21 protein-coding genes are annotated in these 23788 nt (G+C 60.2%); all 21 read left to right on the forward strand.

Going from position 1 to position 23788, the window contains the following annotated elements; genetic code table 11:
- Positions 1–6 precede the first annotated feature (6 nt).
- Complete coding sequence (locus ACEN8R_RS24690; protein WP_026286524.1) at positions 7–726, forward strand: PP2C family protein-serine/threonine phosphatase; 720 nt, start codon at positions 7–9, stop codon at positions 724–726.
- Positions 723–3755: a serine/threonine-protein kinase gene (locus tag ACEN8R_RS24695; RefSeq protein WP_018927426.1), complete on the forward strand. Its 3033-nt coding sequence runs from the start codon at positions 723–725 to the stop codon at positions 3753–3755. Before ACEN8R_RS24690 ends, ACEN8R_RS24695 begins: the two co-directional genes overlap by 4 nt.
- Positions 3755–4471 (forward strand): ABC transporter ATP-binding protein, encoded by a 717-nt coding sequence (locus tag ACEN8R_RS24700; protein WP_018927427.1) that lies wholly within the window; start codon positions 3755–3757, stop codon positions 4469–4471. The genes ACEN8R_RS24695 and ACEN8R_RS24700 overlap by 1 nt, the downstream gene beginning before the upstream one ends.
- Entirely contained in the window at positions 4471–5667 is a 1197-nt protein-coding gene (locus tag ACEN8R_RS24705) for an ABC transporter permease (protein WP_018927428.1), read from the forward strand. The genes ACEN8R_RS24700 and ACEN8R_RS24705 overlap by 1 nt, the downstream gene beginning before the upstream one ends.
- Positions 5660–7387, forward strand: coding sequence for a formylglycine-generating enzyme family protein (locus ACEN8R_RS24710; protein WP_018927429.1), 1728 nt, complete (start codon positions 5660–5662; stop codon positions 7385–7387). Before ACEN8R_RS24705 ends, ACEN8R_RS24710 begins: the two co-directional genes overlap by 8 nt.
- An 84-nt stretch (positions 7388–7471) precedes the next feature.
- The gene (tagQ, locus tag ACEN8R_RS24715; RefSeq protein ID WP_018927430.1) at positions 7472–8401 is read left to right on the forward strand and encodes a type VI secretion system-associated lipoprotein TagQ; all 930 of its coding nucleotides are present in this window, start codon (positions 7472–7474) and stop codon (positions 8399–8401) included.
- 846 nt (positions 8402–9247) lie between these two features.
- Positions 9248–10804: a type VI secretion system protein TssA gene (gene tssA, locus ACEN8R_RS24720; RefSeq protein WP_018927431.1), complete on the forward strand. Its 1557-nt coding sequence runs from the start codon at positions 9248–9250 to the stop codon at positions 10802–10804.
- A 32-nt stretch (positions 10805–10836) separates the two neighbouring features.
- A complete protein-coding gene (tssB, locus tag ACEN8R_RS24725) occupies positions 10837–11340 on the forward strand; it encodes a type VI secretion system contractile sheath small subunit (protein WP_007934526.1) in 504 nt (167 codons plus the stop codon).
- A 28-nt stretch (positions 11341–11368) separates the two neighbouring features.
- On the forward strand, positions 11369–12844 hold the full coding sequence (gene tssC, locus ACEN8R_RS24730; RefSeq protein ID WP_018927432.1) for a type VI secretion system contractile sheath large subunit: 1476 nt from the start codon (positions 11369–11371) through the stop codon (positions 12842–12844).
- Positions 12845–12856: 12 nt separating this feature from the next.
- Complete coding sequence (tssE, locus tag ACEN8R_RS24735) at positions 12857–13264, forward strand: type VI secretion system baseplate subunit TssE (protein WP_018927433.1); 408 nt, start codon at positions 12857–12859, stop codon at positions 13262–13264.
- Positions 13265–13274: 10 nt separating this feature from the next.
- Complete coding sequence (locus ACEN8R_RS24740) at positions 13275–13799, forward strand: PAAR domain-containing protein (protein WP_018927434.1); 525 nt, start codon at positions 13275–13277, stop codon at positions 13797–13799.
- 66 nt (positions 13800–13865) lie between these two features.
- Positions 13866–14810 carry a DUF6402 family protein gene (locus ACEN8R_RS24745; RefSeq protein WP_018927435.1) on the forward strand — a complete coding sequence of 315 codons (945 nt, stop codon included), beginning with the start codon at positions 13866–13868 and terminating at the stop codon, positions 14808–14810.
- The gene (locus tag ACEN8R_RS24750) at positions 14807–15217 is read left to right on the forward strand and encodes a hypothetical protein (RefSeq protein WP_155944805.1); all 411 of its coding nucleotides are present in this window, start codon (positions 14807–14809) and stop codon (positions 15215–15217) included. The genes ACEN8R_RS24745 and ACEN8R_RS24750 overlap by 4 nt, the downstream gene beginning before the upstream one ends.
- Positions 15218–15250: 33 nt before the next feature.
- Positions 15251–15466 (forward strand): hypothetical protein, encoded by a 216-nt coding sequence (locus ACEN8R_RS24755; RefSeq protein WP_018927436.1) that lies wholly within the window; start codon positions 15251–15253, stop codon positions 15464–15466.
- A complete protein-coding gene (locus ACEN8R_RS24760; RefSeq protein WP_018927437.1) occupies positions 15463–15885 on the forward strand; it encodes a hypothetical protein in 423 nt (140 codons plus the stop codon). Before ACEN8R_RS24755 ends, ACEN8R_RS24760 begins: the two co-directional genes overlap by 4 nt.
- Positions 15882–16355, forward strand: a complete 474-nt coding sequence (locus ACEN8R_RS24765; protein WP_018927438.1) for a hypothetical protein — start codon at positions 15882–15884, stop codon at positions 16353–16355. The genes ACEN8R_RS24760 and ACEN8R_RS24765 overlap by 4 nt, the downstream gene beginning before the upstream one ends.
- Before the next feature lie 24 nt (positions 16356–16379).
- Positions 16380–18167, forward strand: a complete 1788-nt coding sequence (gene tssF, locus ACEN8R_RS24770; protein ID WP_018927439.1) for a type VI secretion system baseplate subunit TssF — start codon at positions 16380–16382, stop codon at positions 18165–18167.
- On the forward strand, positions 18131–19138 hold the full coding sequence (tssG, locus tag ACEN8R_RS24775) for a type VI secretion system baseplate subunit TssG (RefSeq protein ID WP_018927440.1): 1008 nt from the start codon (positions 18131–18133) through the stop codon (positions 19136–19138). Before tssF ends, tssG begins: the two co-directional genes overlap by 37 nt.
- Before the next feature lie 13 nt (positions 19139–19151).
- Positions 19152–21800, forward strand: a complete 2649-nt coding sequence (tssH, locus tag ACEN8R_RS24780; RefSeq protein ID WP_018927441.1) for a type VI secretion system ATPase TssH — start codon at positions 19152–19154, stop codon at positions 21798–21800.
- Between the two features lie 10 nt (positions 21801–21810).
- Positions 21811–23328 carry a sigma-54 interaction domain-containing protein gene (locus tag ACEN8R_RS24785; RefSeq protein ID WP_018927442.1) on the forward strand — a complete coding sequence of 506 codons (1518 nt, stop codon included), beginning with the start codon at positions 21811–21813 and terminating at the stop codon, positions 23326–23328.
- A 306-nt stretch (positions 23329–23634) separates the two neighbouring features.
- Positions 23635–23775 (forward strand): hypothetical protein, encoded by a 141-nt coding sequence (locus ACEN8R_RS24790; protein ID WP_018927443.1) that lies wholly within the window; start codon positions 23635–23637, stop codon positions 23773–23775.
- Positions 23776–23788 lie beyond the last annotated feature (13 nt).

Here is a 23788-nt window from a genome sequence, read left to right on the forward strand (position 1 = left end):
TCAAACGTGGGAAGGACCCTCAAGTCTGCAAGCAAAAGCCATGTCGGCATGGTCCGCCAGGTTAACGAAGACGCTTGCCTGGACCTGCCGCAAAAAGGCCTGTGGGTGGTCGCCGACGGCATGGGCGGGCACGCGGCGGGCGACTACGTCAGCAGTCTGATTGTCGACAGTCTGCGTAGCATTGCTGTGGGCCGTTCGCTGGATGAATACGTCGCGGCGTTGAAAACCGACCTGCTGCGGGTCAACGCCGCCGTGCGTGAAGAAACCGCCAACCGCGGCGTGACCATGATGGGCAGCACGGTGGTGGCGCTGGCGGCGCGTGACTTGCGTGGGGTGTGTCTGTGGGCGGGCGACAGCCGCTTGTATCGCCTGCGTGACGGCCGACTCAAACGCATCTCGCGGGATCACAGTTACGTCCAGGATCTGCAGGACAGCGGCCTGCTCAGTGAAGCCGAAGCCCGGGTGCACCCGCGGTCCAATATTGTCACCCGCGCCATCGGGGTCCAGGCACAGCTGGAACTGGCGATGGTCGAGTTGCTGTTGAAGCCCGGCGACAGTTACCTGTTGTGCAGCGACGGGCTGAACAAAACCGTTGAAGATCATGAGATTCGCGAGGTGCTGGGCCACGACGAGCCAGGGGAAATCGCCAGCAGCCTGGTGTCCCTGGGCCTGATGCGCGGCGCTCCGGACAACATCACCGTCATCGTCGTGAAGGTGCCTTCATGAACCTCACCGCGAACATTCTGATCCCGGGCTACGACATCGACGGTGAGATCGGTGAGGGCGCCATGGCCAGCGTTTACCTGGCGACCCAACGCTCGCTGGAGCGCAAGGTGGCGTTGAAGGTCATGGCCGCCGCGCTGGCAGCCGATCCGAGTTTCTGCGAGCGCTTCCTGCGCGAAGGCAAAACCCTGGCGCGCCTGTCTCACCCGCATACGGTCACCATCCATGACATCGGCAATGTCGGTGAGCTGTATTACATGGCTATGGAATACCTGCCCAATGGCACGCTCAAGGAGCGCATTGCCGCCGGCCTGACGCCGGAGCAGGGCCTGATCTACATCCGCCAGATCGCCTCGGCGCTGGGCTATGCCCATGGGCTGGGGCTGGTTCATCGCGACGTCAAACCGGCGAACATTCTGTTCCGCGCCGATGGCACAGCGGTGCTCTCGGACTTCGGCATCGCCAAGTCGCTGGACGACCGCACCCAGTTCACCCAAGCGGGTTTCGCCGTCGGCACGCCCAGCTACATGAGCCCGGAACAGGCGCGGGGCCAGGACATTGACGGCCGGGCCGATCTTTATGCCCTGGGCGTGGTGCTCTACGAAATCCTCGTCGGCAAACTGCCGTACACCGGCAACGACGCGCTCTCTACGGCCCTGGCGCATTTGACCGAACCGCTGCCGGAGCTGCCGGTGCACCACGGCCGTTATCAAGAGGTGCTGCGCAAGCTGTTGGCCAAGGATCAGGCCGAGCGTTTCCCGGATGCAAAGGCGTTGTTGCAGGCGCTGGATAATCTGCCCGGGGAATCGGTTGAAGCGACCACGATCCGGCCGTTGCCCCTTCCAATGAACAATGACCTGGCGGGACTGACGCCGGTGTCCATCGACATTCCGACGAGCCCCGCACGGCCACAACCCCAAGCCAAGCCTGTTGCGCCGACGGCGAAGTCGACGCCGCAATCCCCGGCCTCGGAGCAGCGCAAGGGACCGGTGTTCGCGCTTGCCGTTGTTGCGGTAGCCGTGGTGCTGGCCTTGGGCGGCGCGGGTTATTGGTGGCTGTCCGGTGACGTCGAGGCGGACGCCAAGGTGCCAGTGGCTTCAGTGCCTCCAGTCAAAACACCACCACCAGCCGTGGCGCCACCGGTGAACCCCCCTGTGGCGACAGACGTCGATAATGGTCAGCGCCCGCTGCTGATGGCCGGCAAAAAAACCTTGTTCCAGCGGGTGCTCAGCAAGCCGGGAGCGAAACTCGCCAGTGAACCGGGGGCAGCACCTGACAAGGCCTTGCCGGCGTTTTCCGTGCTTTACGTCTATCAGCGCCAAGAGGTGGCCGGCAGCCCGTGGCTACGCGTCGGCGCCGCCACCGACGGGCGCAGTGACGGCTGGTTGCCAGCCGAGCAAGTCAGCGACTGGAAGCAAAGCCTGGTGCTCAAGTTCACCGAACGCTCCGGTCGTGCGCCGGTGATGTTCCTGCGTCAGCCCGGCGAAGTGGAGCGGCTGCTGGCCGATCCGTCGGCTGCAAAAAACCTGTTGCTCAAGGCCCAGCAGAACCGTGAAGACAATCAGCAGGTGCTGGCCCTGGAACCGGCCGCCAGCGCGGTGCCGCAGAACCAGTTTTATCTGTTGCCGATCTTTGATTCGCGCGAGAGCTTCGATGAAAACGGCCAGCCGGTGCAGTTGCTGAACGTGGCGTCCATCGACCCCGGCAATGCACCGAAGGCCACTGTCGGCAACACTCCGATCAGCGCCGCCAATGCCGATGCATTTCGCACCGCTGTGGTGTTGGTCGTCGACACCACGGTGTCCATGCAGCCCTACATCGATCAGGTCCGCGACGTGGTGCACCAACTGCAAACCCGCATCGCCGAGCGGGGCGAGCTGGACAGTGTCAGCTTTGGCCTGGTGGGGTTTCGAAACAGCATCCAGAAAACCCCTGGCCTGGAATACGTCGCCAAAACCTTGATCACCCTGGACCAGGGCCGCGACCCACAGCGCTTCATGGACCTGGCGCGGCAGGTCAAGGCGTCCACGGTCTCGAGCCATTCGTTCAACGAAGATGCGTTTGCCGGCGTGATGGAAGCGGTCGAGGGCATGGACTGGTCCGGTTATGGCGGACGCTTGATTCTGTTGGTCACCGATGCCGGTGCGTTGCGCAAGAACGACCCGTATGCCGCCACGCAAATGAACGAGGCCGAAGTGCGTCAGGCCGCATTGGGCAAACAGATCAAAATCTACGCCTTGCACCTGCTCAGCGATGCCGGCAAGAAAACCCATGGCGGTGCGCAAAGCCAGTATCGCACCCTGACCGCCGACGCCAACCCGCAGATCGGCGATCTGTACATCCCGGTGCCGGGCGCCGATGTGCGCAAGTTCGGTGAACGGGTGGACGAGATCGGTTCGGTGTTTGCCGACCTGGTGCATCAGGTGCGCAGCAACAAGTCGCAGACCGTGCCGCTGCTGAGCGCCGCGCCGAGCCTGGCCGACAAATCGGCGGCCATCGGCTACGCGATGCACATGGACTTCCTGGGGCGAAAAGCCGCCAGCCAGGCGCCGCAACTGGTCAGCGCCTGGACCGCCGACCGCGACCTGACCAACCCGGCCCTGCCGGCGTTCCAGGTGTGCGTGATGCTGACCAAACTGCAGCTCAACGACTTGCAGCAATCGCTGAAACTGATCGTTGACGCCGCCCGCAAGACCCAGACCTCACCGAAGAATTTCTTCCAGGAAATCGCCAGTGCCAGTGCCTACATGAGCCGCGATCCCTCGGCCTTGCGCAAGGGGGGCAATCTGGCCGATGGCGGGGTTTTGGGGGAGTACCTGGAAGGACTGCCTTATCGCAGCAAGTCGCTGAACATGACCCAGGATTTGTGGCTTTCCCTGAGCGTGGCCGAGCAGGAGGACTTTATCGACGAGCTGGACTCGAAAATCCGCCTCTATGAAACCTTCCACAACGACCTGGCCAACTGGGTGCGTTTCGGCGATGCGGAACCGGGTGATGCCTTGTACCGCGTTCCATTGTCGACGCTGCCGTGATGCTGAACATGAGCGCAGTGCACAAAAGCCGGGGCGCCGGCAGCCAGCGCTACAGCCTGGTGATTCCACGGCTGCAACTGCGTGCCGGTGAACAACTGGCGGTGGTCGGTCCCAGTGGCTGCGGCAAAAGCACGTTGCTCGATTTGCTGGCGCTGGTGCTGGCGCCGGATCAGGCCGGGCAGTTTGATTTTGCGTCCGGCCAAACCACGACGGACATTGCCGGGCTGTGGCGCGCAGATGCGCAAAGTGCCTTGGCGAACCTGCGCAGCCGGCACTTGGGCTACGTGCTGCAAACCGGTGGCCTGCTGGATTTTCTGGACGTGCGCGGCAACATCGACCTGTCGCGCCAACTGCTCGGCTTGAAAGACGACGGCAGCGTGGATCGCCTGGCCGGGGCGTTGGATATCACCGATCAACTGGGCAAAAGACCGTGCGACTTGTCCGTCGGCCAACGGCAACGGGTGAGTTGTGCCCGCGCCCTGGCTCATGGGCCGCGCCTGCTGTTGGCCGATGAACCGACCGCTGCCCTCGATCCGCTGAACGCGGAACGCGTGATGCAGTTACTGGTGACCCAGGCTCGTGAACACAGGGTGTGCTGCGTCGTTGCCACCCACGACGAGTCACTGGCCCGCGCCAGCGGTTTGCAGGTGCGACGCATCAGTTGTCATCGCGACGTCGATGGCGGTGTCACCGCCACCCTTGGGGAGGCCTGCTGATGCGCGGCGCGCTGGTGGCTTCCCTGGCCTGGCAGGATTACCGCAACGATGCCTGGCTGTCGGCCTGCTCGGTATTGGCGCTGGTGGCGGTGATCGCACCGCTGCTGGTGCTGTTCGGTTTGAAATTCGGCCTGGTCAGCAGTTTGACCGAGCGCCTGGAAAACGACCCGGCCACCCGGGAGATCATCCCCCTCGGTGGCGGTCGGTTCAGTGCCGCGTTTATCGAGCAGTTGAGCCAGCGCAGCGACGTGTCGTTCGCGTTGCCGCGCACCCGGCAGATTGCCGCGACAGCGGATCTGACCGCTGGCGCTTCGACGGTGACTGTGGAAATGATCCCCACCGCCGCCAACGATCCGTTGCTCGGCAGTCTGCCGGTACCCCAAGGGCTGGATCAGGTGCTGCTCAGCCAGACCGCCGCCGAAAAGCTTGGGGCCAAGGCCGGTGATTGGTTGCAGGCCGGTTTTGGCCGGCAGGTGGCCGGTCGTGGCGAGGCGCAGCGCACTCGCGTTCAGGTGCTGCAGGTTCTGCCGCTGGAAGCTTTCGCCCGGGACGGATTGTTCGCGCCGTTGACGTTACTGGAAGCGGCTGAAGATTACCGGGACGGCCGCGCCGTGCCTGCGTTCGATTGGCCAGGTGATGCGGTGGGCGCGACGGAGCAGCGGGTATATCCGGCGTTTCGCCTGTACGCCCGCAGCCTCCAGGATGTCGAACCGCTGCGCCAATACTTCGCTGCACAGAACCTGCTGGTCTCGACCCAGGCCCAGGCCATCGCCCAAGTGCAATCGCTGAGCCGCAACCTGTCGATCGTGTTCTGGATCATCGCCGGATTAGCCGTGGCGGGAGCGTTCGCGGCGATTTTTGCCGGGGCACTGGCGGCGGTCGAGCGCAAGCGTCGAGCGTTATCGGTGCTGCGCTTGCTGGGGTTTTCCACGGCAGCGTTGCTGTTGTTTGTGGTGGTGCAGGCGCTGTACAGCGCCGGCCTTGCCGCCCTGTTGAGTGCCGGGCTGTATGGCCTGGCGCAATCGGGCCTGAACCATTTATTTGCGCAGATGCCGGGCGAGTACGCCAGCCATCTGCTGGCGCGTCACTACGCGTTGGCCCTGGCGGCCGTGCTCGGCGTCAGTGCCGTGGCGGCGCTCTGTGGTGGCTGGCGAGTGGCGCGTATCCAGGCGTGTGAAGGAATCCGAGATGTATAAGTTACTGGGCGCCGCTATGGCGCTGAGCCTGGCCGGCATGGTCTGGGCCGATGAAGGCACCGACAAACTGGACAACCCCAAGCCGTTGCCCGATGACGTCAGCCTGCCGCTGCCGTGCGAAGGGCAGATGGTGTTCCGTTACGTCTACATCCTGGCCCAGGGCAGTCTGGACGACCGCGAGATCAGCCTCGGTTACCCGTTCAGCGAAGGTGAGGCCGGCTATCAGCAGTCGTTCATTTCCGGTTATCGCCGGGACTTCATCAATGGCCAGTTCACCCTCAAGGATCTGCCCAAGGACTGGAGTAAAAGCATCACCCCGTTGATGCCCAAGACCGACGCCAACACCCCGCTCAAACCAATGCTCTATTTCATCGGCAAATACGAAGTCACCGCCCGCCAATACGCACAGGTCATGGCCCAGGCGCAATCGTTGGCCAGCGGCGAGCCGGCGCCGGCTTGCGAGGCGTTGCAGGCTGAAATTCCGCAAGGCATGGCCGGGCGTTTGCCCAAGGTGAAGCTGTCGCGATTCGAAGCTGAACGCTTCTCGGCGGTGTACAGCGCCTGGCTGATGAAATACCACAAGGACCTGCTGCCGGTGAGCGGTCGCGGCACCTCGGCAGAGGAGGGCGGGCTGGGTTTTGTGCGCTTGCCGACCGAAGTCGAATGGGAATTTGCTGCCCGTGGCGGGCAGGCCGTCAGCCGTCAGGACCTGGAAGGGCGCCTGTTTCCCCGGCGCCTGGACGGCAGCGAAAGCGACGGACCGCTGGCCGATTGGGCGGTCTTCAATCAGGTCGCCGGCGGCACCGGTCAGGCCGCGCGGTTGATGCCGATCGGTACCAAACTGCCAAACCCCATTGGCTTGTTCGACGTGATCGGCAACGCCGCCGAAATGGTCCAGGAGTCCTTCCAGCTGGTGCACGCCGGACGCCGCCAGGGCACCTACGGCGGCTTCGTGGTCAAGGGCGGCAATTACCTGGAAGGCGAGGGCACCTTGTTCACCGGGATGCGCCGCGAGTACCCGCTGTTCGCCGCCGACGGCACCGAGCAAAACAACGAAACCACCGGCTTCCGGGTCGCGGTTGGCGCGTTGTCGGCGCCCCGTTCGCGCTACAAGGAACTGTTTGCCCAATGGCAGAAAGAAGGTCGGCTAGCTTCGCTGACCGATGCCATCGATGACGCCCAGGACCCGACCAAACGCCTGGACAGCATCATTGCCGCCAGCGTCGATCCGCGTTTGCAAGCCGAGTTGGGGCTGGTCAACGAAGAGCTCAAGCGCAACGTCTCGCTCATCGCCCAACAGCGCGAGGAAGCGGCCGGCAACCTGATCCAGTCGGCGGCCCTGGTGGCCGAGACCGTCAACAACTACAACATTCGCCTGACCAATTTGCAGAAGAGTCGCCAGCAGGCCGTGGACGCCAAGGACGAGGCCAGCGCCAAGCTGTTCGCCATGGCCATCGACAACGGCCGCAGCGCGCTGGACGGCGCGGTGGCGATCTACATCGACAACCTGGCGACTGGCACGCGCTACACCGATGCCGTGATCCAGGCGCAGTTTCAACGCATCAAGGAAGAGTTGGAGCGCAAGCCGGTACTGGGCAAGAGCCTGGTGACGCGCGCGACGTTATTCGTTCGCCATGTCGGTGATTATCGTCAGCAACGACGAGCCGACCCGGCGGCGATATTGAAGGAATTGCTCGCATCGAACGCTCAGCGGTCTTGATCGTTCGTTGTACAGCGAGCTTGGAAGGGACTCAGGCGGCGATGGGCCGTGCTGAGCTGGTCAAACTTAAACGAGAACACAACTATGCTTTCCTCCCGTAAAGCTTTTGCTTCGGTTTCCAAGCGTCACTTGCTGCTGATCGCTGTTGGCTTCAGCACCGTACTGACCGGTTGCGCTACGTCGCCGACGTCCAAGGTCGCCTCGAGCACCAAGGTCGAGTACTACCCGAACTGCTACGAGCCGGTGCAGCACCTGCGCGCCACCGATTCGAACATGACCAAGTCGGTGGTTACCGGTGCGGCTGTCGGCGCTGTCGGCGGTGCACTGTTGGGCGCCCTGACCGATTCCGAGAACCGTGGCCGCAACGCCGCCATCGGTGCAGCAGGCGGTGCCCTGGCGGGCGGCGCGGTCGGTTACTACAACGAGCGTCAGAAGCAGATCGCCGATGACAACCAGCGCATCGCGTCCTACGCCTCCGACGTCAACAAAAGCGCCGCCGACATCGACCGCAGCACCGCGTACGCCAAGGCTTCGCAACAGTGCTACCAGAGCGCGTTCACCAAACTGGTCGCCGACCGCAAGGCCAAGACCGTCAGCGACACCGAGGGCCGCAAGCGCCTGGCAGAAATCGTCGCGGGCCTCAAAGAGTCCAACGACCTGATCGTCGCGGTGAACGGTAAAGCCAGCGAAGACCTGAACAACTACACCCAGGCCTACGAAAAAGACCTGCAGCAAGTAGGCGTGCAGCGCACTGACGTGGTCACCGTGGCGACCGCCGACACCTCACCGGTCGTGACCCCGACCAAGAGCAAAAAAGCGGTGAAACCGGCGAAAAAACCGGTGCTGCCAACCGTGCCGAAAGAAGCGGTCACCACCGAGAAAACCCTGCAAACCGCACAAGCCAAACAGGCGGAAAGCAAGCAAGTCGCCAGCGCAGGCACCACTCAGGTCAACAGCATGTGCAAGAACCCGGACCTGGGCGACTGGGCACCGGTACCTTGCCCGAATGTTTGATTGAGCTTTCTGTAGGGCTTTGATCATTCCCGCGCGCTGCGTGGGAATGATCTGTACTGGCTACGCCTGGGCGCCATGCGCCGCCATCTCCTGCGCTGGCAAATGATCCAGCGCTCGCTTCACCAGCAACTGCGGATTGTCCGCCATTCTGCTCAACGCCAATTTACATCCCTGCCAGCCTCCGTAGGGGATGCCGAGTTGGAGCAAGCGCAAACTACCCGACACGCTTACAAGCGAACAAAAGAATGATGTCGGACGCCTCCAGAAAGTACGTCAGAGTTTTCCGCGTTTCAGAATGTTGCGTCAGCAACGCGCGAAGGGCTTTCGATACTTTTGTAAGAAATTTGAGGCGAACAGAATATGTATTTGGAGAGAAGTGGATCAAATACAAGGCGCCATCATTTTGACGGAATCTTGTATTGCTTATTGTCTGTCACTGCTATGTCCATAGATGACTGTAACTTTTCGGAAACCTCCTACATTTTTCATTTTTTATTTTTGTCATGCTGGGTTCCGCTTCAGGGCGTGAATGTTCAGTGATTATCCACTGGTTTGATAAACCGCTCTGGCCCAATGGTTTCGGGGGCAATTCGTCGAGATTGGAGGGTTAAAGCCAGCGTCAGGGAATCCCCTGTCACATATAGGGCTTTCTCCTACATGCAATAGAGAAACCGCCGTTTTATTGTTTATTTGGGTGCTTGCTAATGGCCATCATTGTGATTAGGATGCGCGCACTTGAAAGAGCACGAACTCAATTGGATGAGACTCATCGCAGCTCTTTGATACTGTCCGGCGCCATTGCAACTGCAATGGCCGCATGACCGTTTTCCTAATTAAAGGCCATGGATGTCCTACTCAAGCAAACTTTCTGCCCATTACCTTGAACTCGCAAAAGCCTCTGTTTCCCAAGAGAGTTTCGCGGGCGAGGATGTTCGCTTTTCGAGCGAATACGAGGCATTGGAAAGCGAACTGGCCAAAGCCCAGTCCATGCACGAAAGTGGTCAGATCGACTGGCTGAAAATCCGTGAAAACAGCGAAAACCTGCTGCGCACTCAATCCAAGGATTTGCGTGTCGGCGCGTGGCTGACCTGGGCGCTATACCAGCGTGAATCCTTCCAGGGGCTGCTGGCCGGCCTCGGTTTGTTGCACCATCTCTGTGAAAACCATTGGGCCGAAGTTCACCCGAACAAGGCCCGCACCCGCTCCGCCGCCATCAGCTGGTTGGTGCCGCGTCTTGAGCAGGTGCTGAACGAAAACGTTGCGATCAAAGAGCAGCTGCCGCTGTTCCGCCGGCTGGTCGAGCATCTGGAAGGCCTCGACGCCGCGTGCACCGAGCACTTGGGCGATGACGCGCCGTTGCTGCTGCCGATCTCCCGCCGCTTGAAAAACATGGTTCAGCGCGCTGCCGACAACCAGCCGGAGCCCGGTGTGGTGGGCGCCGCAGTCGCCCAGGTCAAGCAGGCTGCGACTCAGCTGTTCACCCCCGGCGCACCGATCGACAACGAGAAAGAAGCCCATAAGGCCCTGCGCGCTCAGCAGGAAAGCGCCCGTCCGTTGTGCGCCTGGTGGCTCAAGCAGAAAGCCACCGACCTGCGCGCCCTGCGCCTCAATCGTACGCTGCTGTGGCTGCCCATCGACGCGGTGCCCGAGCGCAATGCCGAGCAGATCACCGTCCTGCGTGGCGTGCCGGCAGACAAACTCAAGGCCTATCAGGACCGCTTCGACCAAGGGAAATACGCTGATCTGCTGGTAGAGCTGGAGGCGAGCCTGGCGAAGGCGCCGTTCTGGTTCGATGGCCAGCGAATGGTCTGGGAATGCCTTCAGGGGCTGAACGCCGAGATGGCCATGCGCGAAGTGGAAATCCACTTCGCGCTTTTGGTTCAGCGCCTGCCCGGCATTATCGAATTGCGTTTCCACGACGGCGCGCCGTTCGCCGACCCGGCCACCCGCGCCTGGATCAGCGCCCACGTCATGCCGCACCTGCAAAGCGCCAGTGCGCCGCGCAAGGTCGAAGTCGCCGATACCCAGCCGGCCTGGGAACTGGCCCTGGAAGAAGTCATGCCGATTCTGCGCAAGGACGGCCTCAAGGCCGCCGTGCAGATTCTCAAGCAGGGCCTGCAAAGCGCCCACGGCGGGCGGGTTCGGTTCTTCTGGCAGTTCGCCCTCGCGCGGTTGTGCTTCATGGCCAAGAAATACGAACTGGCCAAGACCCAACTCGAAACCCTCGACCAAACATTACAGGACTCAGGCCTGCACGCCTGGGAGCCCGATCTTGCGCTGAAAGTGCTGCATTTGCTGCATAGCTGCTGCGAGTTGTTACCGCAGAACCATGCAGTGCGTGAACGCAAGGAAGAGATTTATCGCAGGCTGTGCCACCTCGATCTCGAAGTGGTACTCGAATAGGCCCCAGGGCCACAACCGCAAGGAGAAAAGCCATGGCCAAAGAAGGCTCGGTAGCCCCCAAGGAACGCATCAACGTCACCTTCAAACCCGCCACCGGCGGTGCTCAGGAAGAGATTGAACTGCCGCTGAAACTACTGGCAATCGGTGACTACACCCACCGCAAGGACGAACGCAAAGTCGAAGATCGCAAGCCGATCAGCATCGACAAGATGACCTTCGACGAAGTGCTGGCCAAGCAAGAGCTGAGCCTGACGCTGAGCGTACCGAACCGTCTTCAGGAAGAAAGCGACACTGAAGAACTGGCCGTGCAACTGCGCGTCAACTCGATGAAGGACTTCAACCCGGCATCCTTGGTCGAGCAAGTGCCTGAGCTGAAAAAACTGATGGAACTGCGCGACGCGCTGGTGGCCCTCAAAGGCCCGCTGGGTAACGCGCCTGCGTTCCGCAAAGCCATCGAAGGCGTGCTCGCCGACGACGAATCCCGCGGTCGCGTACTCGGTGAGCTGGGCCTGAACGCCGCAGCCCAGGACGCCTGAGCCCCCATCAGCCAAGGAAGCCAACACAATGAGCACTAGCGCAGTACAGCAAAAGAGCAACGAGAACGGCGAATACAGCATTCTCGACAGCATCATCGCCGAAACCCGCCTGACCCCGGATGACGAAGCCTACGACATCGCCAAGCGCGGTGTGTCGGCGTTCATCGAAGAGCTGCTCAAGCCGCAGAACAACGGTGAGCCGGTCAAGAAGGCCATGGTCGACCGCATGATCGCCGAGATCGATGCCAAGCTCAGCCGCCAGATGGACGAAATCCTGCACCACCCGGACTTCCAGTCCCTGGAATCGTCGTGGCGTGGCCTGCAGTTGCTGGTCGACCGCACCAACTTCCGCGAAAACATCAAGATCGAAATCCTCAACGTCTCCAAGGACGACCTGCTGGATGACTTCGAAGATTCGCCGGAAGTGATGCAGTCGGGCCTGTACAAGCACATCTACACCGCTGAATACGGCCAGTTCGGTGGTCAGCCGGTTGGCGCGATCATCGCCAACTACTACATGTCCCCAAGCTCGCCGGACGTGAAACTGATGCAGTACGTGTCCAGCGTAGCCTGCATGTCCCACGCGCCGTTCATTGCTGCCGCCGGCCCGAAATTCTTCGGCCTGGAAAGCTTTACCGGCCTGCCGGACCTGAAAGATCTGAAGGATCACTTCGAAGGCCCACAGTTCGCCAAATGGCAGAGCTTCCGTCAGTCGGAAGACTCCCGTTACGTTGGCCTGACCGTGCCGCGCTTCCTGCTGCGTAACCCGTACGACCCGGAAGAAAACCCGGTCAAATCGTTCGTGTATAAAGAAACCGTCGCCAACAGCCACGAGCACTACCTGTGGGGCAACACGGCCTACGCGTTCGGCACCAAGCTGACCGACAGTTTCGCCAAATTCCGCTGGTGCCCGAACATCATCGGCCCGCAAAGCGGTGGCGCGGTTGAAGACCTGCCGTTGCACCACTTCGAAAGCATGGGCGAAATCGAAACCAAGATTCCTACCGAAGTATTGGTTAGCGACCGTCGTGAATACGAACTGGCCGAGGAAGGTTTCATCTCCCTGACCATGCGCAAAGGCTCCGACAACGCGGCGTTCTTCTCCGCAAGCTCGGTGCAGAAGCCGAAGTTCTTCGGCATCAGCGCTGAAGGCAAGGCTGCAGAGCTGAACTACAAGCTCGGCACCCAACTGCCGTACATGATGATCGTCAACCGCCTGGCTCACTACTTGAAAGTGCTGCAGCGCGAGCAACTCGGTTCGTGGAAAGAACGTACCGACCTCGAGCTGGAACTCAACAAGTGGATCCGCCAGTACGTGGCCGACCAGGAAAACCCGAGCGCCGAAGTCCGTGGCCGTCGTCCACTGCGCGCAGCCCAAATCATCGTCAGCGATGTTGAAGGCGAGCCGGGCTGGTACCGCGTCAGCCTGAACGTGCGCCCGCACTTCAAGTACATGGGTGCCGATTTCACCCTGTCGCTGGTTGGCAAGCTGGACAAAGAGTAAACGGAGCGACTCATGACTGGATACGGCAGCCTTTTCGAACGCCTGGGTGGCGACGCGGACAAACGCGTCGGCTGGAGCCGCGAGGTTTCCGCCATGGCGTCGGTGGCTGCCCATCTGGCCAAGATGCTCAGCACCCGTGCGGGCAGCGTGCAAACGCTGTCCGATTACGGGCTACCCGATCTCAATGACATGCGCCTGAGCCTGCACGACTCCCTGAGTCAGGCCCGCCGGGCCATCGAAAGCTTCATCGAAGCCTACGAACCGCGCCTGAGCAACGTGCGTGTCATCTCCCTGCCGCGTGACAACGATCAGCTTCGCCTGTCCTTCAGCATCGAAGGCCTGCTGGAAGTTGATGGTTTCAAGCGCCAGGTCAGTTTCGCCGCGCGTCTGGATGGCAGCGGTCAAGTAAAGGTCAACTAAGGAGATTCGTATGTCCGGCAAACCAGCAGCCCGCGTATCCGACCCCACCGCTTGCCCGCTCCCCGGCCACGGCACCAACCCGATCGCCGCCGGTTCCGGCGACGTGTTCTTCGACGGCCTCGCGGCCGCCCGCCAAGGCGATGCCTCGGCGTGTGGTGGTGCGATGGTTGGCGACCTTGCAACGACTGTTTTGATTAACGGTAAACCGGCGGCGACCGTGGGTTCCGTTGGTGCTCATGGCAATAAAGTTACGGCCGGGTCTTCGACGGTGATTATCGGGAACTCGCATTCGCCGGCGCCGTTTGTTCCGCCTTTGCCGGTGGAGATTCAGTGGCCGTTTAACGAGCACTACGTGATCAATTGCCAGGATACCGGGAGGCCGTTGGCTGGTGTCGAGTACACACTTAAGACAGCCTCGGGAAAGATCATTTCCGGTGTCACAGATAGCGACGGCAAAACGCAGAAAATCTTTTCGTCAATAGCGGAAGAGTTTGAGTTGGTGATAGAGCCGCAGACTAAAGTGGTGCTCGCGTAACGCTAGTTGTAGGAAGAAAACCTGTCCGTTGACGGGTGTTATGAATATTCATTGGGCGGAATAAAAATGGCAGCGACAACTATCAAGTCAATCATGACGCCGGCAAGTAATCAGGTCGGACAAACTGTCGCTGTGCGTCAATTTAGAATCACTGATATCCCAGCGGCAATGAAAAAAATTCAATGGCCGGTTGCGGCAGATTTGATGTTGCACTGGTTCGCTGGCAAACCATGGCCTACGACAAAAGATGGCGGCATGGAAGAGGAAGTTAAAAGTCATAAAAAATTTGCCCCTGACGAATACATTAACGAAAGCATAGTAAAAATGAGCTGGGCTCTTAAATTCGCCAGAACAAAAGAGTCGGTCGAGCGTCTGCGCACTAAATGGAATAATCCAGCGGGGATAGCTCTCATCAAGAAAAAAATGATTCCAGTTTACGGTGGTAGAACTCCGGGTGTTTATCCATTTGCTTTCAATGGTGTAGCCAGTGCAGTAGAAAGATTCGGATATGCTAATAGTGAGACGATTGAGTTTAATCAGGACGGTGAAGACGAAGTCAACGAACTACGTGCGGCTTTAGCTAATTTTAATATTCATGTGTTTGCGGAGGGAGAAATAATAGTTACTAAGAAAAACGTCGTTTTCCTTCCGGTTCGGATTGGTTTTTATATTGAAGATTCTTACGACTTCAATGATGGTCTTTCCCTGTACAGTCAAGGGCTTGGCTACTGGAACTTTGACGGCATTGAGGCAGATATCGTTGAGGGTGCCAAAAAAAATTCGAGCTACGCTCTTGAAAAAAACAAGATCAGATTTAACTCTCGCGGTGGAATGAGTCCCGAAAAACAGGCTGCCTTTAACGAGTTGGAAAGAAAGCATTATATGCTTGTACAGAATAGCGATTTTCGAGAGTACCGTGAGAAAAATCGGAAAGGCGGGGACTTTCGGGTTTATTCCGACATTCTTTATGAGAGCGTAACCGCTGCACCGATTGAGATCTTGGTTAAATGAACAGTTATAAAAAATCAATTACCGTTATTGCTGTTTTGGTGGCGGTGTTTTCTATGTGTTTTTTTGTGGTTAATCGCGAGTTGACGCGTACACCTTATGTCTCACTTGTCACCCAGTCAGGCGATTACCAAATCGAAGCGGTTCGAGCTAGTTGGCTTTTGAGTGCTTCCGGCATGGTTTATCTCCGTTTTGTTGAAGTAAAGAATTCCAATCATGTTTATCGAACGCCGCTGACTTCAGAGACGTCGTTGGATATGCAGTCTTTTGAAGATGAAGGCACGGTCGGGGTTACATGGATAGACCTGAGCAAAAGTCAGGGAGTGTTTACATTGTCAGTTCCGAATTGGAGAGAGCATTGGGCGAATTTTGTAATCAGTAACACCCCTTACAAAGTTTTGGATAACTGATGTCATATCCTAAATACCAGGACGCGAATAGTTATGAGCATGGTTGAAATGGAGGGCTACCTGGCTGGGGTGGCCGACAGTGATTTGTTCGGCAGCCTGGCATTGCTCTGTCTTGTGCTGCTCCTGACGGCACTCCATCGCGGGATGCGGCAGTCACGCTTGCATCGGACGCTGATGTTTGTCGCCCTGGCTAGCATCGTCGCTATACAAGTCGCGGGTTCTTATTACGGGAGTCTGGATCCGGCATGAACAAAAACATTCGCGCCGTCATGTGCCTGTTGTGCCACGCTCTGGGGTGTATTGCCTACGCGTTTCTTAACGATGCAGTTGTGAGTGCCTACAAGGTTCTGAACGGTGGCTTCACCTCGCACGGTGTCGGTATCGGAATGGCCAGTTACGCGCTTTTTTATATTTTTCTGGCCATGAACCTGGTTGTTGCATTGGTACCGAACCTCATGGTCAAGCTTTTACTGCTGAGCGTGATGGTCGGTTTCATCCTGCTCTGGATGCTGCCTGAGAATCCTCTACGGGCGCTGTTCTATAGCGTCGCCCAGGGTTGTGTCACGTTGCTGGCGATTCTGGCGACGCAAGTCATTGAGTTGCGTTGGGTACAGAGAACGTTCATTCACCGCGTTGGGCAGAGCCCATCTACAGGCGAATGCGAATGACCAGTGCTCCCGACTATTTGTTTCCGACAGCGGGGCGAACGATGCTTAGCAGAGGTCGCCTGAGTTTTCTGTTGGTCGCCCTGTGGTGGCCGCTGCCAGTGTTGCTGGGGATTTTCTTCGTCAGCTTGCTGGGCGGCTATTACACGAAAATCGACTCAACGTATTCCGAGTGGATGTATCTGCTGTGGTGGGGAATTCCTGGCTACTTGGTGTTTGCGTTGTGGACGACCCGCTCCGTGATAGGGCGGGATGAAGCCCAAGTATTGCGGATGGTTTGGCTTGCTCCTTTAAAACTCCTCCCTTTTTATGCCGCGCCGTGGGTCGTCTACGACTTGTGCCATGCGTTCAACGGGCAGTCCGAAAGCCTTTACATGTTACTCGGCTGGGTCACGATTTTGCCTTACCTATTGGTGGTGGGCTACGTGTGTGCCTGTCTGACAGTCGCGCTCTACAGGACAGTTTTTTCATGAGTTCCACTACCAGGCAGCCCACCCATGTCCTTTAACCACTACTACCAAAGCGAACTCACCGCACTTCGCCAGTTAGGTCGTCGTTTCGCCGAGCGTAGCCCGGCGTTGGCGCCTTTCCTTGGTCAGGCCGGGCGGGATCCGGATGTGGAGCGGTTGCTGGAGGGCTTTGCCTTTCTGACCGGTCGTCTGCGCCAAAAGCTCGACGACGAGTTGCCGGAGCTCAGCCACTCGCTGATGCAGTTGCTGTGGCCGAACTACATGCGGCCGCTGCCGGCGTTCAGCATTTTGCAGTTCGATCCGTTGAAGCGTTCCGGGCCGGCGTTGAGGGTTGAGCGTGATACGCCGGTCGAGAGTGTGCCGGTCGATGATGTGCGCTGCCGTTTCCGTACGTGCTACCCGACCGAGGTGCTGCCGCTGGATCTGGCTGCGCTGAATTACTCGGTGAAGGGTGACGGTTCGCTGTTGAGCCTGCGCCTGGAGATGAGCGCGGATGGTCACCTCGGCGAGTTGGAGCTGAGTCGTCTGCGCCTGCACTTTGCCGGTGAGCGTTACATCAGCCAGATGCTTTACCTGAGCCTGTTGCGCAACCTCGAAGGCATTGAGCTGATCCCGCTGGACGGCGCCGGCAAGCCCATCAACGGCGTAAGCGGTCAACCGATGGCGTTCAAGATGCCCGGCGACCGTGTGCAGCCGGTGGGTTTTGCCGAAGAGGAAGCGTTGATCCCGTATCCGCTGAACACCTTCCGCGGCTATCGCTACCTGCAGGAGTATTTCGCTTTCCAGGACAAATTCCTGTTCGTTGATATCAACGGTCTGGACCTGCTCAAGGCATTGCCGGAAGACACCCTCAAGCAAATGCGCGGCCTTGAATTGCGCTTCGATATTCGCAAGAGCGGCATCATGCGGATGCGTCCGACCCTGGACAACGTGAAGCTCTATTGCACGCCGATCGTCAACCTGTTCGAGCACGATGCGCTGCCGATTCGCCTCGACGGTAAACAGGACGAATACCTGCTGCTGCCGGCTGAATACGACCTGGAAAACTGCGGCGTGTTTTCGGTGGAAACCGTGACTGGCTGGAAGCCCGGCGGTCTCGGTTATCAAGAGTACGTGCCATTCGAATCCTTCGAGCACGACCCGAGTTTCGACGTGCCCACCAGCCGTCCGCATTACAGCATCCGCCAGCGTTCGTCCTTGCTGCACGACGGCCTCGACACCTACTTGAGCTTCGGCATCCGCCATACCGAAGCCCACGAAACCCTGTCGATCGAGCTGATGTGCACCAACCAGAACCTGCCGCGCAAGCTCAAGCTCGGCGACATCCGCATGGCCTGTGAAGAGACGCCGGAGTTTTTGAGCTTCCGCAACATCACCCCGGCTACCTCGAGTTTCGCGCCGCCGCTGAACCGCGACTTCCTCTGGAAGCTGATCAGCAACATGTCGCTCAACTATCTGTCGCTGGCCGACGTCAACGCGTTGAAGGTGATTCTCGAAACCTACGACCTGCCGCGCTACTACGACCAGCATGCGGAAAAAGTCAGCAAACGCCTGCTGGGCGGGCTCAAGTCGATCAAGCACCAGCATGTCGACAGATTGCACCGAGGGTTGCCGGTTCGCGGGTTGCGCACCGAGCTGACCATCGACCCGGAAGGGTATATCGGCGAGGGCGACCTGTTCGTGTTCGCTTCGGTTCTTAACGAGTTTTTCGCGCTTTACGCCAGTCTCAATTCGTACCACGAGCTGCGGGTAAAAAGCACACAGGGAGAGGTGTACCAATGGACACCACGTATGGGCCTGCAGCCCCTGCTTTAAGCGGGCTGACCCGGGTAATACGCGAGTACTCGCTGTTTCAGGCCGTGCTGCTGGTGATTGACCGGCTGCGCGATGCACACCCGCACCTGAGCGAAGACGACCTGTACGACCAGCTGGAATTCCAGGCCAACCCGAGCCTGGGTTTCCCTGGCAGCGACGTCGATCGCGTGGAGTTTTTCGAAGAACACGGGATGAGGCGCGCGCGTCTGCGTTTCAACCTGATCGGCCTGGTCGGCTCCGGTTCGCCGTTGCCTGCGTTTTATGGCGAACAAGCGCTGGGTGACAGCGAAGACGGCAACCCGACCCGTAACTTTCTCGACCTGTTTCACCATCGCCTGCAACGGCTGATGCTGCCGATCTGGCGAAAGTATCGCTACCGCGCCAGTTTCCAGAGTGGCGCGCTCGACCCGTTTTCGGCGCAGCTGTTTGCCCTGATCGGCCTCGGCGGCGAAGAGATCCGCAAGGCCCAGGAACTGAACTGGAAACGCCTGCTGCCGTACCTCGGCCTGCTCAGCTTGCGGGCGCACTCGGCGGCGTTGATCGAAGCGGTGCTGCGCTACTACTTCAAGCACGCCGAGCTGACGATCGAACAGTGCATCGAGCGCCGCGTCGAAATCCTCGACGAGCAGCGCAATCGCCTCGGTCGCGGCAACAGCATGCTCGGCGAAGACCTGGTGCTGGGCGAACACGTGCGCGACCGCAGCGGCAAATTCCGCATTCACATCCGCGAGCTCGACTGGCAACGCTTTCACGAATTCCTGCCGATCGGTTTCGGCTACCAGCCGCTGTGCGCGCTGGTGCGGTTCACCCTGCGTGACCCGCTCGATTACGACATTCGCCTGGTGCTGCGCCAGGAAGAAATCCGCGAACTTCGCATCGGTGAGCAGAACGCCTGTCGCCTGGGGTGGACCAGTTGGCTCGGCCGCGAAAAAGCGGACGGCGTGGTGACCCTGGGCAGCAAAATTCATTAAGGACAGATGACACATGATCAACGTAGACCTGCAACAACTTATCCAGGCGCTGGACGCCGAAACCCGTCGTGACCTGGAAAGTTCTGCCGAACGCTGCGTCGCCCGTGGCGGCAGCAAGATCCTCGTCGAAGACTTGCTACTGGGCCTGCTGGAGCGTCCGCAAGGCCTGCTCGCCCGGGCGTTGCAGGATGCCGAAGTGGACGCTGGCGAGCTGAGCGCCGCGCTGCAATCGCGGGTCGAGCACAGCGCCTCGCGCAACCCGGTGTTCGCCCCGGAACTGGTGCAGTGGCTGCAGGACGCCTTGCTGGTGGCCAACCTCGAACTGGGCCAGAGCCAGGTCGAGCAGGCCGCGTTGATCCTCGCATTGCTGCGCAACCCAATGCGCTATGCCGGCAGCCGTTATCAGTCGTTGCTGGCCAAGCTGAACATCGAGCGTCTGAAAGAATTCGCCCTGTCGCAGAAAGAACAACCGGCCACCGGCAAACCGGCGGTGCCCGGCGAATCACTGCTGGAGCGCTTCACCCACAACCTGACCCAGCAGGCTCGCGACGGCAAACTCGACCCGGTGCTGTGCCGCGATGGCGCGATCCGTCAGATGGTCGACATCCTCGCTCGTCGCCGCAAGAACAACCCGATTGTGGTGGGTGAAGCGGGCGTCGGTAAAACCGCTATCGTCGAAGGACTGGCCTCGCGCATCGCCGCCGGTGAAGTGCCGCAAGTCTTGAAAGGCGTTGAGCTGCTGTCGCTGGACATGGGCCTGTTGCAGGCCGGCGCCAGCGTCAAAGGCGAGTTCGAACGTCGCCTCAAAGGCGTGATCGACGAAGTCAAAGCCTCGCCGAAGCCAATCATCCTGTTCATCGACGAAGCCCATACCCTGATCGGCGCTGGCGGCAACGCTGGCGGTTCCGACGCGGCCAACCTGTTGAAACCGGCCCTGGCCCGTGGCGAGTTGCGCACCATCGCCGCCACCACCTGGGCGGAGTACAAAAAATACTTCGAGAAAGACCCGGCCCTGGCCCGTCGTTTCCAACCGGTGCAACTGCACGAACCGACCGTCAGCGAAGCGGTGACCATTCTGCGTGGCCTGGCTCAGGTCTACGAGAAGAGCCACGGCATCTACCTGCGCGATGACGCGGTGGTTGCCGCGGCTGAGTTGTCCGCCCGTTACCTGGCGGGTCGTCAGCTGCCGGACAAGGCTGTCGATGTGCTCGACACCGCCTGCGCCCGCGTACGCATCAGCCTCGCCGCCGCCCCGGAAAGCCTGGAACGCCTGCGTGGCGAACTGGCCGAAGGTGGCCGTCAGCGTCAGGCCCTGCGTCGTGACGCCGAAGCCGGTCTGCTGATCGATCACGAAGCGCTGGACGCTCTGGAAGATCGTCTGGCTGATGCCGAAGACGAAAAGGTCGCCCTCGAAACGCTGTGGACCGAGCAGAAAGAACTGGCCGAGCGCCTGCTGGAGCTGCGTCAGCAACTGGCCAAGGCTCGCGAAGCCGCTGCTGTCGAACCGAGCATCACGGTTGAAGAAGACGCCGAAGGCAACGTGATCGAAACGTTGCCGGTGGACGAAGCGCAAAGCGTTGAAACCCTGGAAACCGCGCTCAACGAAACTCACAAAGCTCTGACCGAGCTTCAGGTCAAAGAACGCCTGGTGAGCTTCGAAGTCTGCCCGCGTCTGGTGGCCGAAGTGATCAGCGCCTGGACCGGTGTGCCATTGGCGCAACTGGCCCGCGAACACAACGCCAAGGTCGCAAGCTTCGCCACCGACCTGCGCACGCGCATTCGTGGTCAGGAACAAGCCGTTCACGCCCTTGATCGCTCGATGCGCGCCACCGCTGCAGGCCTGAACAAACCTGATGCGCCGGTCGGCGTGTTCCTGCTGGTCGGCCCGAGCGGTGTCGGCAAGACCGAAACCGCGCTGGCCCTCGCCGATTTGTTGTACGGCGGTGATCGTTTCATCACCACCATCAACATGTCCGAGTTCCAGGAGAAGCACACCGTGTCGCGTCTGATCGGTGCGCCGCCGGGCTACGTCGGTTACGGCGAGGGCGGCATGCTCACCGAAGCCGTGCGGCAGAAACCGTACTCGGTGGTGTTGCTTGATGAAGTCGAAAAAGCCGACCCGGACGTGCTCAACCTGTTCTACCAAATCTTCGACAAAGGCGTGGCCAACGACGGGGAAGGGCGCGAGATCGATTTCCGCAACACGCTGATCCTGATGACCTCGAACCTGGGCAGCGACCGCATCAGCGAGCTCTGCGAAAACGGCGCGCGGCCGACCGCCGAAGTCCTCGAAGAAACCATTCGCCCGGTGCTCAGCAAACACTTCAAGCCGGCATTGCTGGCGCGCATGCGCGTGGTGCCTTACTACCCGGTGGGCGGCCCGGTGCTGCGCGAGCTGATCGAAATCAAACTCGGTCGTTTGGGCGAGCGCCTGAACCGCCGTCAGCTGGATTTCACTTACTCCCAGGACCTTGTCGATCACCTGGCTGAACGCTGCACTCAAAGCGACAGCGGTGCGCGCCTGATCGACCACTTGCTCGACCTGCATGTGCTGCCGCTGGTGGCCGACCGTTTGCTCGATGCGATGGCCACCGGTGAAAGCCTCAAGCGCGTGCATGCGACGCTCGACGGCAATGCCAGCGTGACGTGCGAGTTCGCCTGAGGTGGGTGTGATGTTCACTCAAGTGCCGCAACCGCTGGTCTATGCCGAAGCCTTGCTGGCGCAGTTCGCCAGCCTGTCGCGGGCGGCGGACAGCGCTGTGCTGCTGGGTGACTTCGTGCGCGGCCTGGCCGAGCTCAGCGGTTGCGAGCTGACGCAGTTGTACCTGCTGGATGCGACCCACACTTGCCTGGGGATGAACGCCGAGTGCCTGAACGGCGTTCTGCAACCCCGGGAAGGGGCCAGCCTGCCGGCGGATTACAACGGTGAACAACTGCTGCAATTCGCCCTGTGCCAGAACCGCGTGGTGTGCCTCAGCGAGCTGAGCGGCAGCCTGCACGAAACCAGCTTCCTGCCGCCCCAGGCCACGCCCTGGCAGTCGCTGCTGTGCGTGCCGCTAGTCAATCAGCAGAAGGCTGTCGAAGGTTTGCTGCTGTGCGCCAGTCGCCGGGTAATCGACCTGCAAGGCTTTGCCGATTCCCTCGGTCAACTGGGCTCGTTCGTGCTCGGCCAACTGCACTTGCTGCAGCGTTTGCGTCAGCCGAACGGTGATACACGCCCGGCGCCGCTCAACGTCCCGAGCGCCAGCGGTTATGGCCTGATCGGCAAGAGCGCGGCGATGCGCCAGACCTATTCGCTGATCAGCAAAGTCCTGCACAGCCCCTACACCGTGCTGCTGCGCGGTGAGACTGGCACCGGCAAGGAAGTGGTCGCGCGGGCGATTCACGATTGCGGCCCGCGCCGGTCCCAGGCGTTCATCGTGCAGAACTGCGCGGCGTTCCCCGAGAACCTGCTGGAAAGCGAGCTGTTCGGCTACCGCAAGGGCGCCTTCACCGGTGCTGATCGCGACCGTGCCGGGCTCTTCGATGCGGCCAACGGCGGCACCTTGCTGCTCGATGAAATCGGCGATATGCCGTTATCGCTGCAAGCCAAGTTGCTGCGGGTATTGCAGGAAGGTGAGATCCGCCCGCTGGGTTCCAACGACACCCACAAAATCGACGTGCGGATCATTGCCGCGACGCACCGGGATTTGTCGGTGCTGGTCAGCGAAGGCAAGTTCCGCGAGGACTTGTACTACCGCCTCGCGCAATTCCCGATCGAACTGCCGGCGCTGCGTCAGCGCGAAGGCGACATCCTCGACCTGGCGCGGCACTTCGCCGACAAGGCTTGCGCGTTTCTGCAGCGCGATGCGGTGCGTTGGTCCGACGCGGCGCTGGATCACCTGTCCGGTTATGCCTTCCCCGGCAACGTTCGCGAACTCAAGGGTTTGGTCGAGCGCGCAGTGCTGCTGTGCGAGGGCGGCGAGTTGCTGGCCGAGCATTTCTCCCTGCGCATGGAAGCCATGCCGGAAGACAGCAGCCTGAACCTGCGCGAACGCCTGGAGCAGGTCGAGCGAAGTCTGCTGCTCGACTGCCTGCGCAAAAACGACGGCAACCAGACCCTCGCCGCCCGCGAACTCGGGCTGCCACGGCGCACGCTGCTGTACCGCCTCGGGCGGCTGAATATCAATTTGGGTGATTTCGATGGCTGATCTCGATTTCTACAACCCGACCACTCAGGTTGGAATGCCCCCTGTGGCTGGCGAATTCCCTGTGGCGAGGGAGCTTGCTCCCGCTGGGCTGCGCAGCAGCCCCAAAACCCTGCGCCGCGGTGTGGCAGTCAAACCGCACCCTCTGTTTTACGACTGCTTCGCAGCCGAGCGGGAGCAAGCTCCCTCGCCACAAAGGCGATGCGCAAGGCCTCTGGCTGGAGCGCTCGAATCCACCTCATCTGCTTCTGATAGCGCCACCCGAAAGGGTCGGCGCTTTGTGCTTTGTCTACCTCTGGAGACCCTCTGATGCCTGTTCGTCACTGGCAAGCCGTCCTGCTGACCTTCGTCGTTCTATGCGGCCTCGGCGGCTGTAGCGGCAATTACAAATACAACGACAACACCTATCGCCCATTGGGTGATCCGCAGGCGGTCAATCGCGGCAAGTGACCGCAAGGAGCAT

It is taken from the genome of Pseudomonas sp. Pseusp15, from assembly GCF_059492165.1.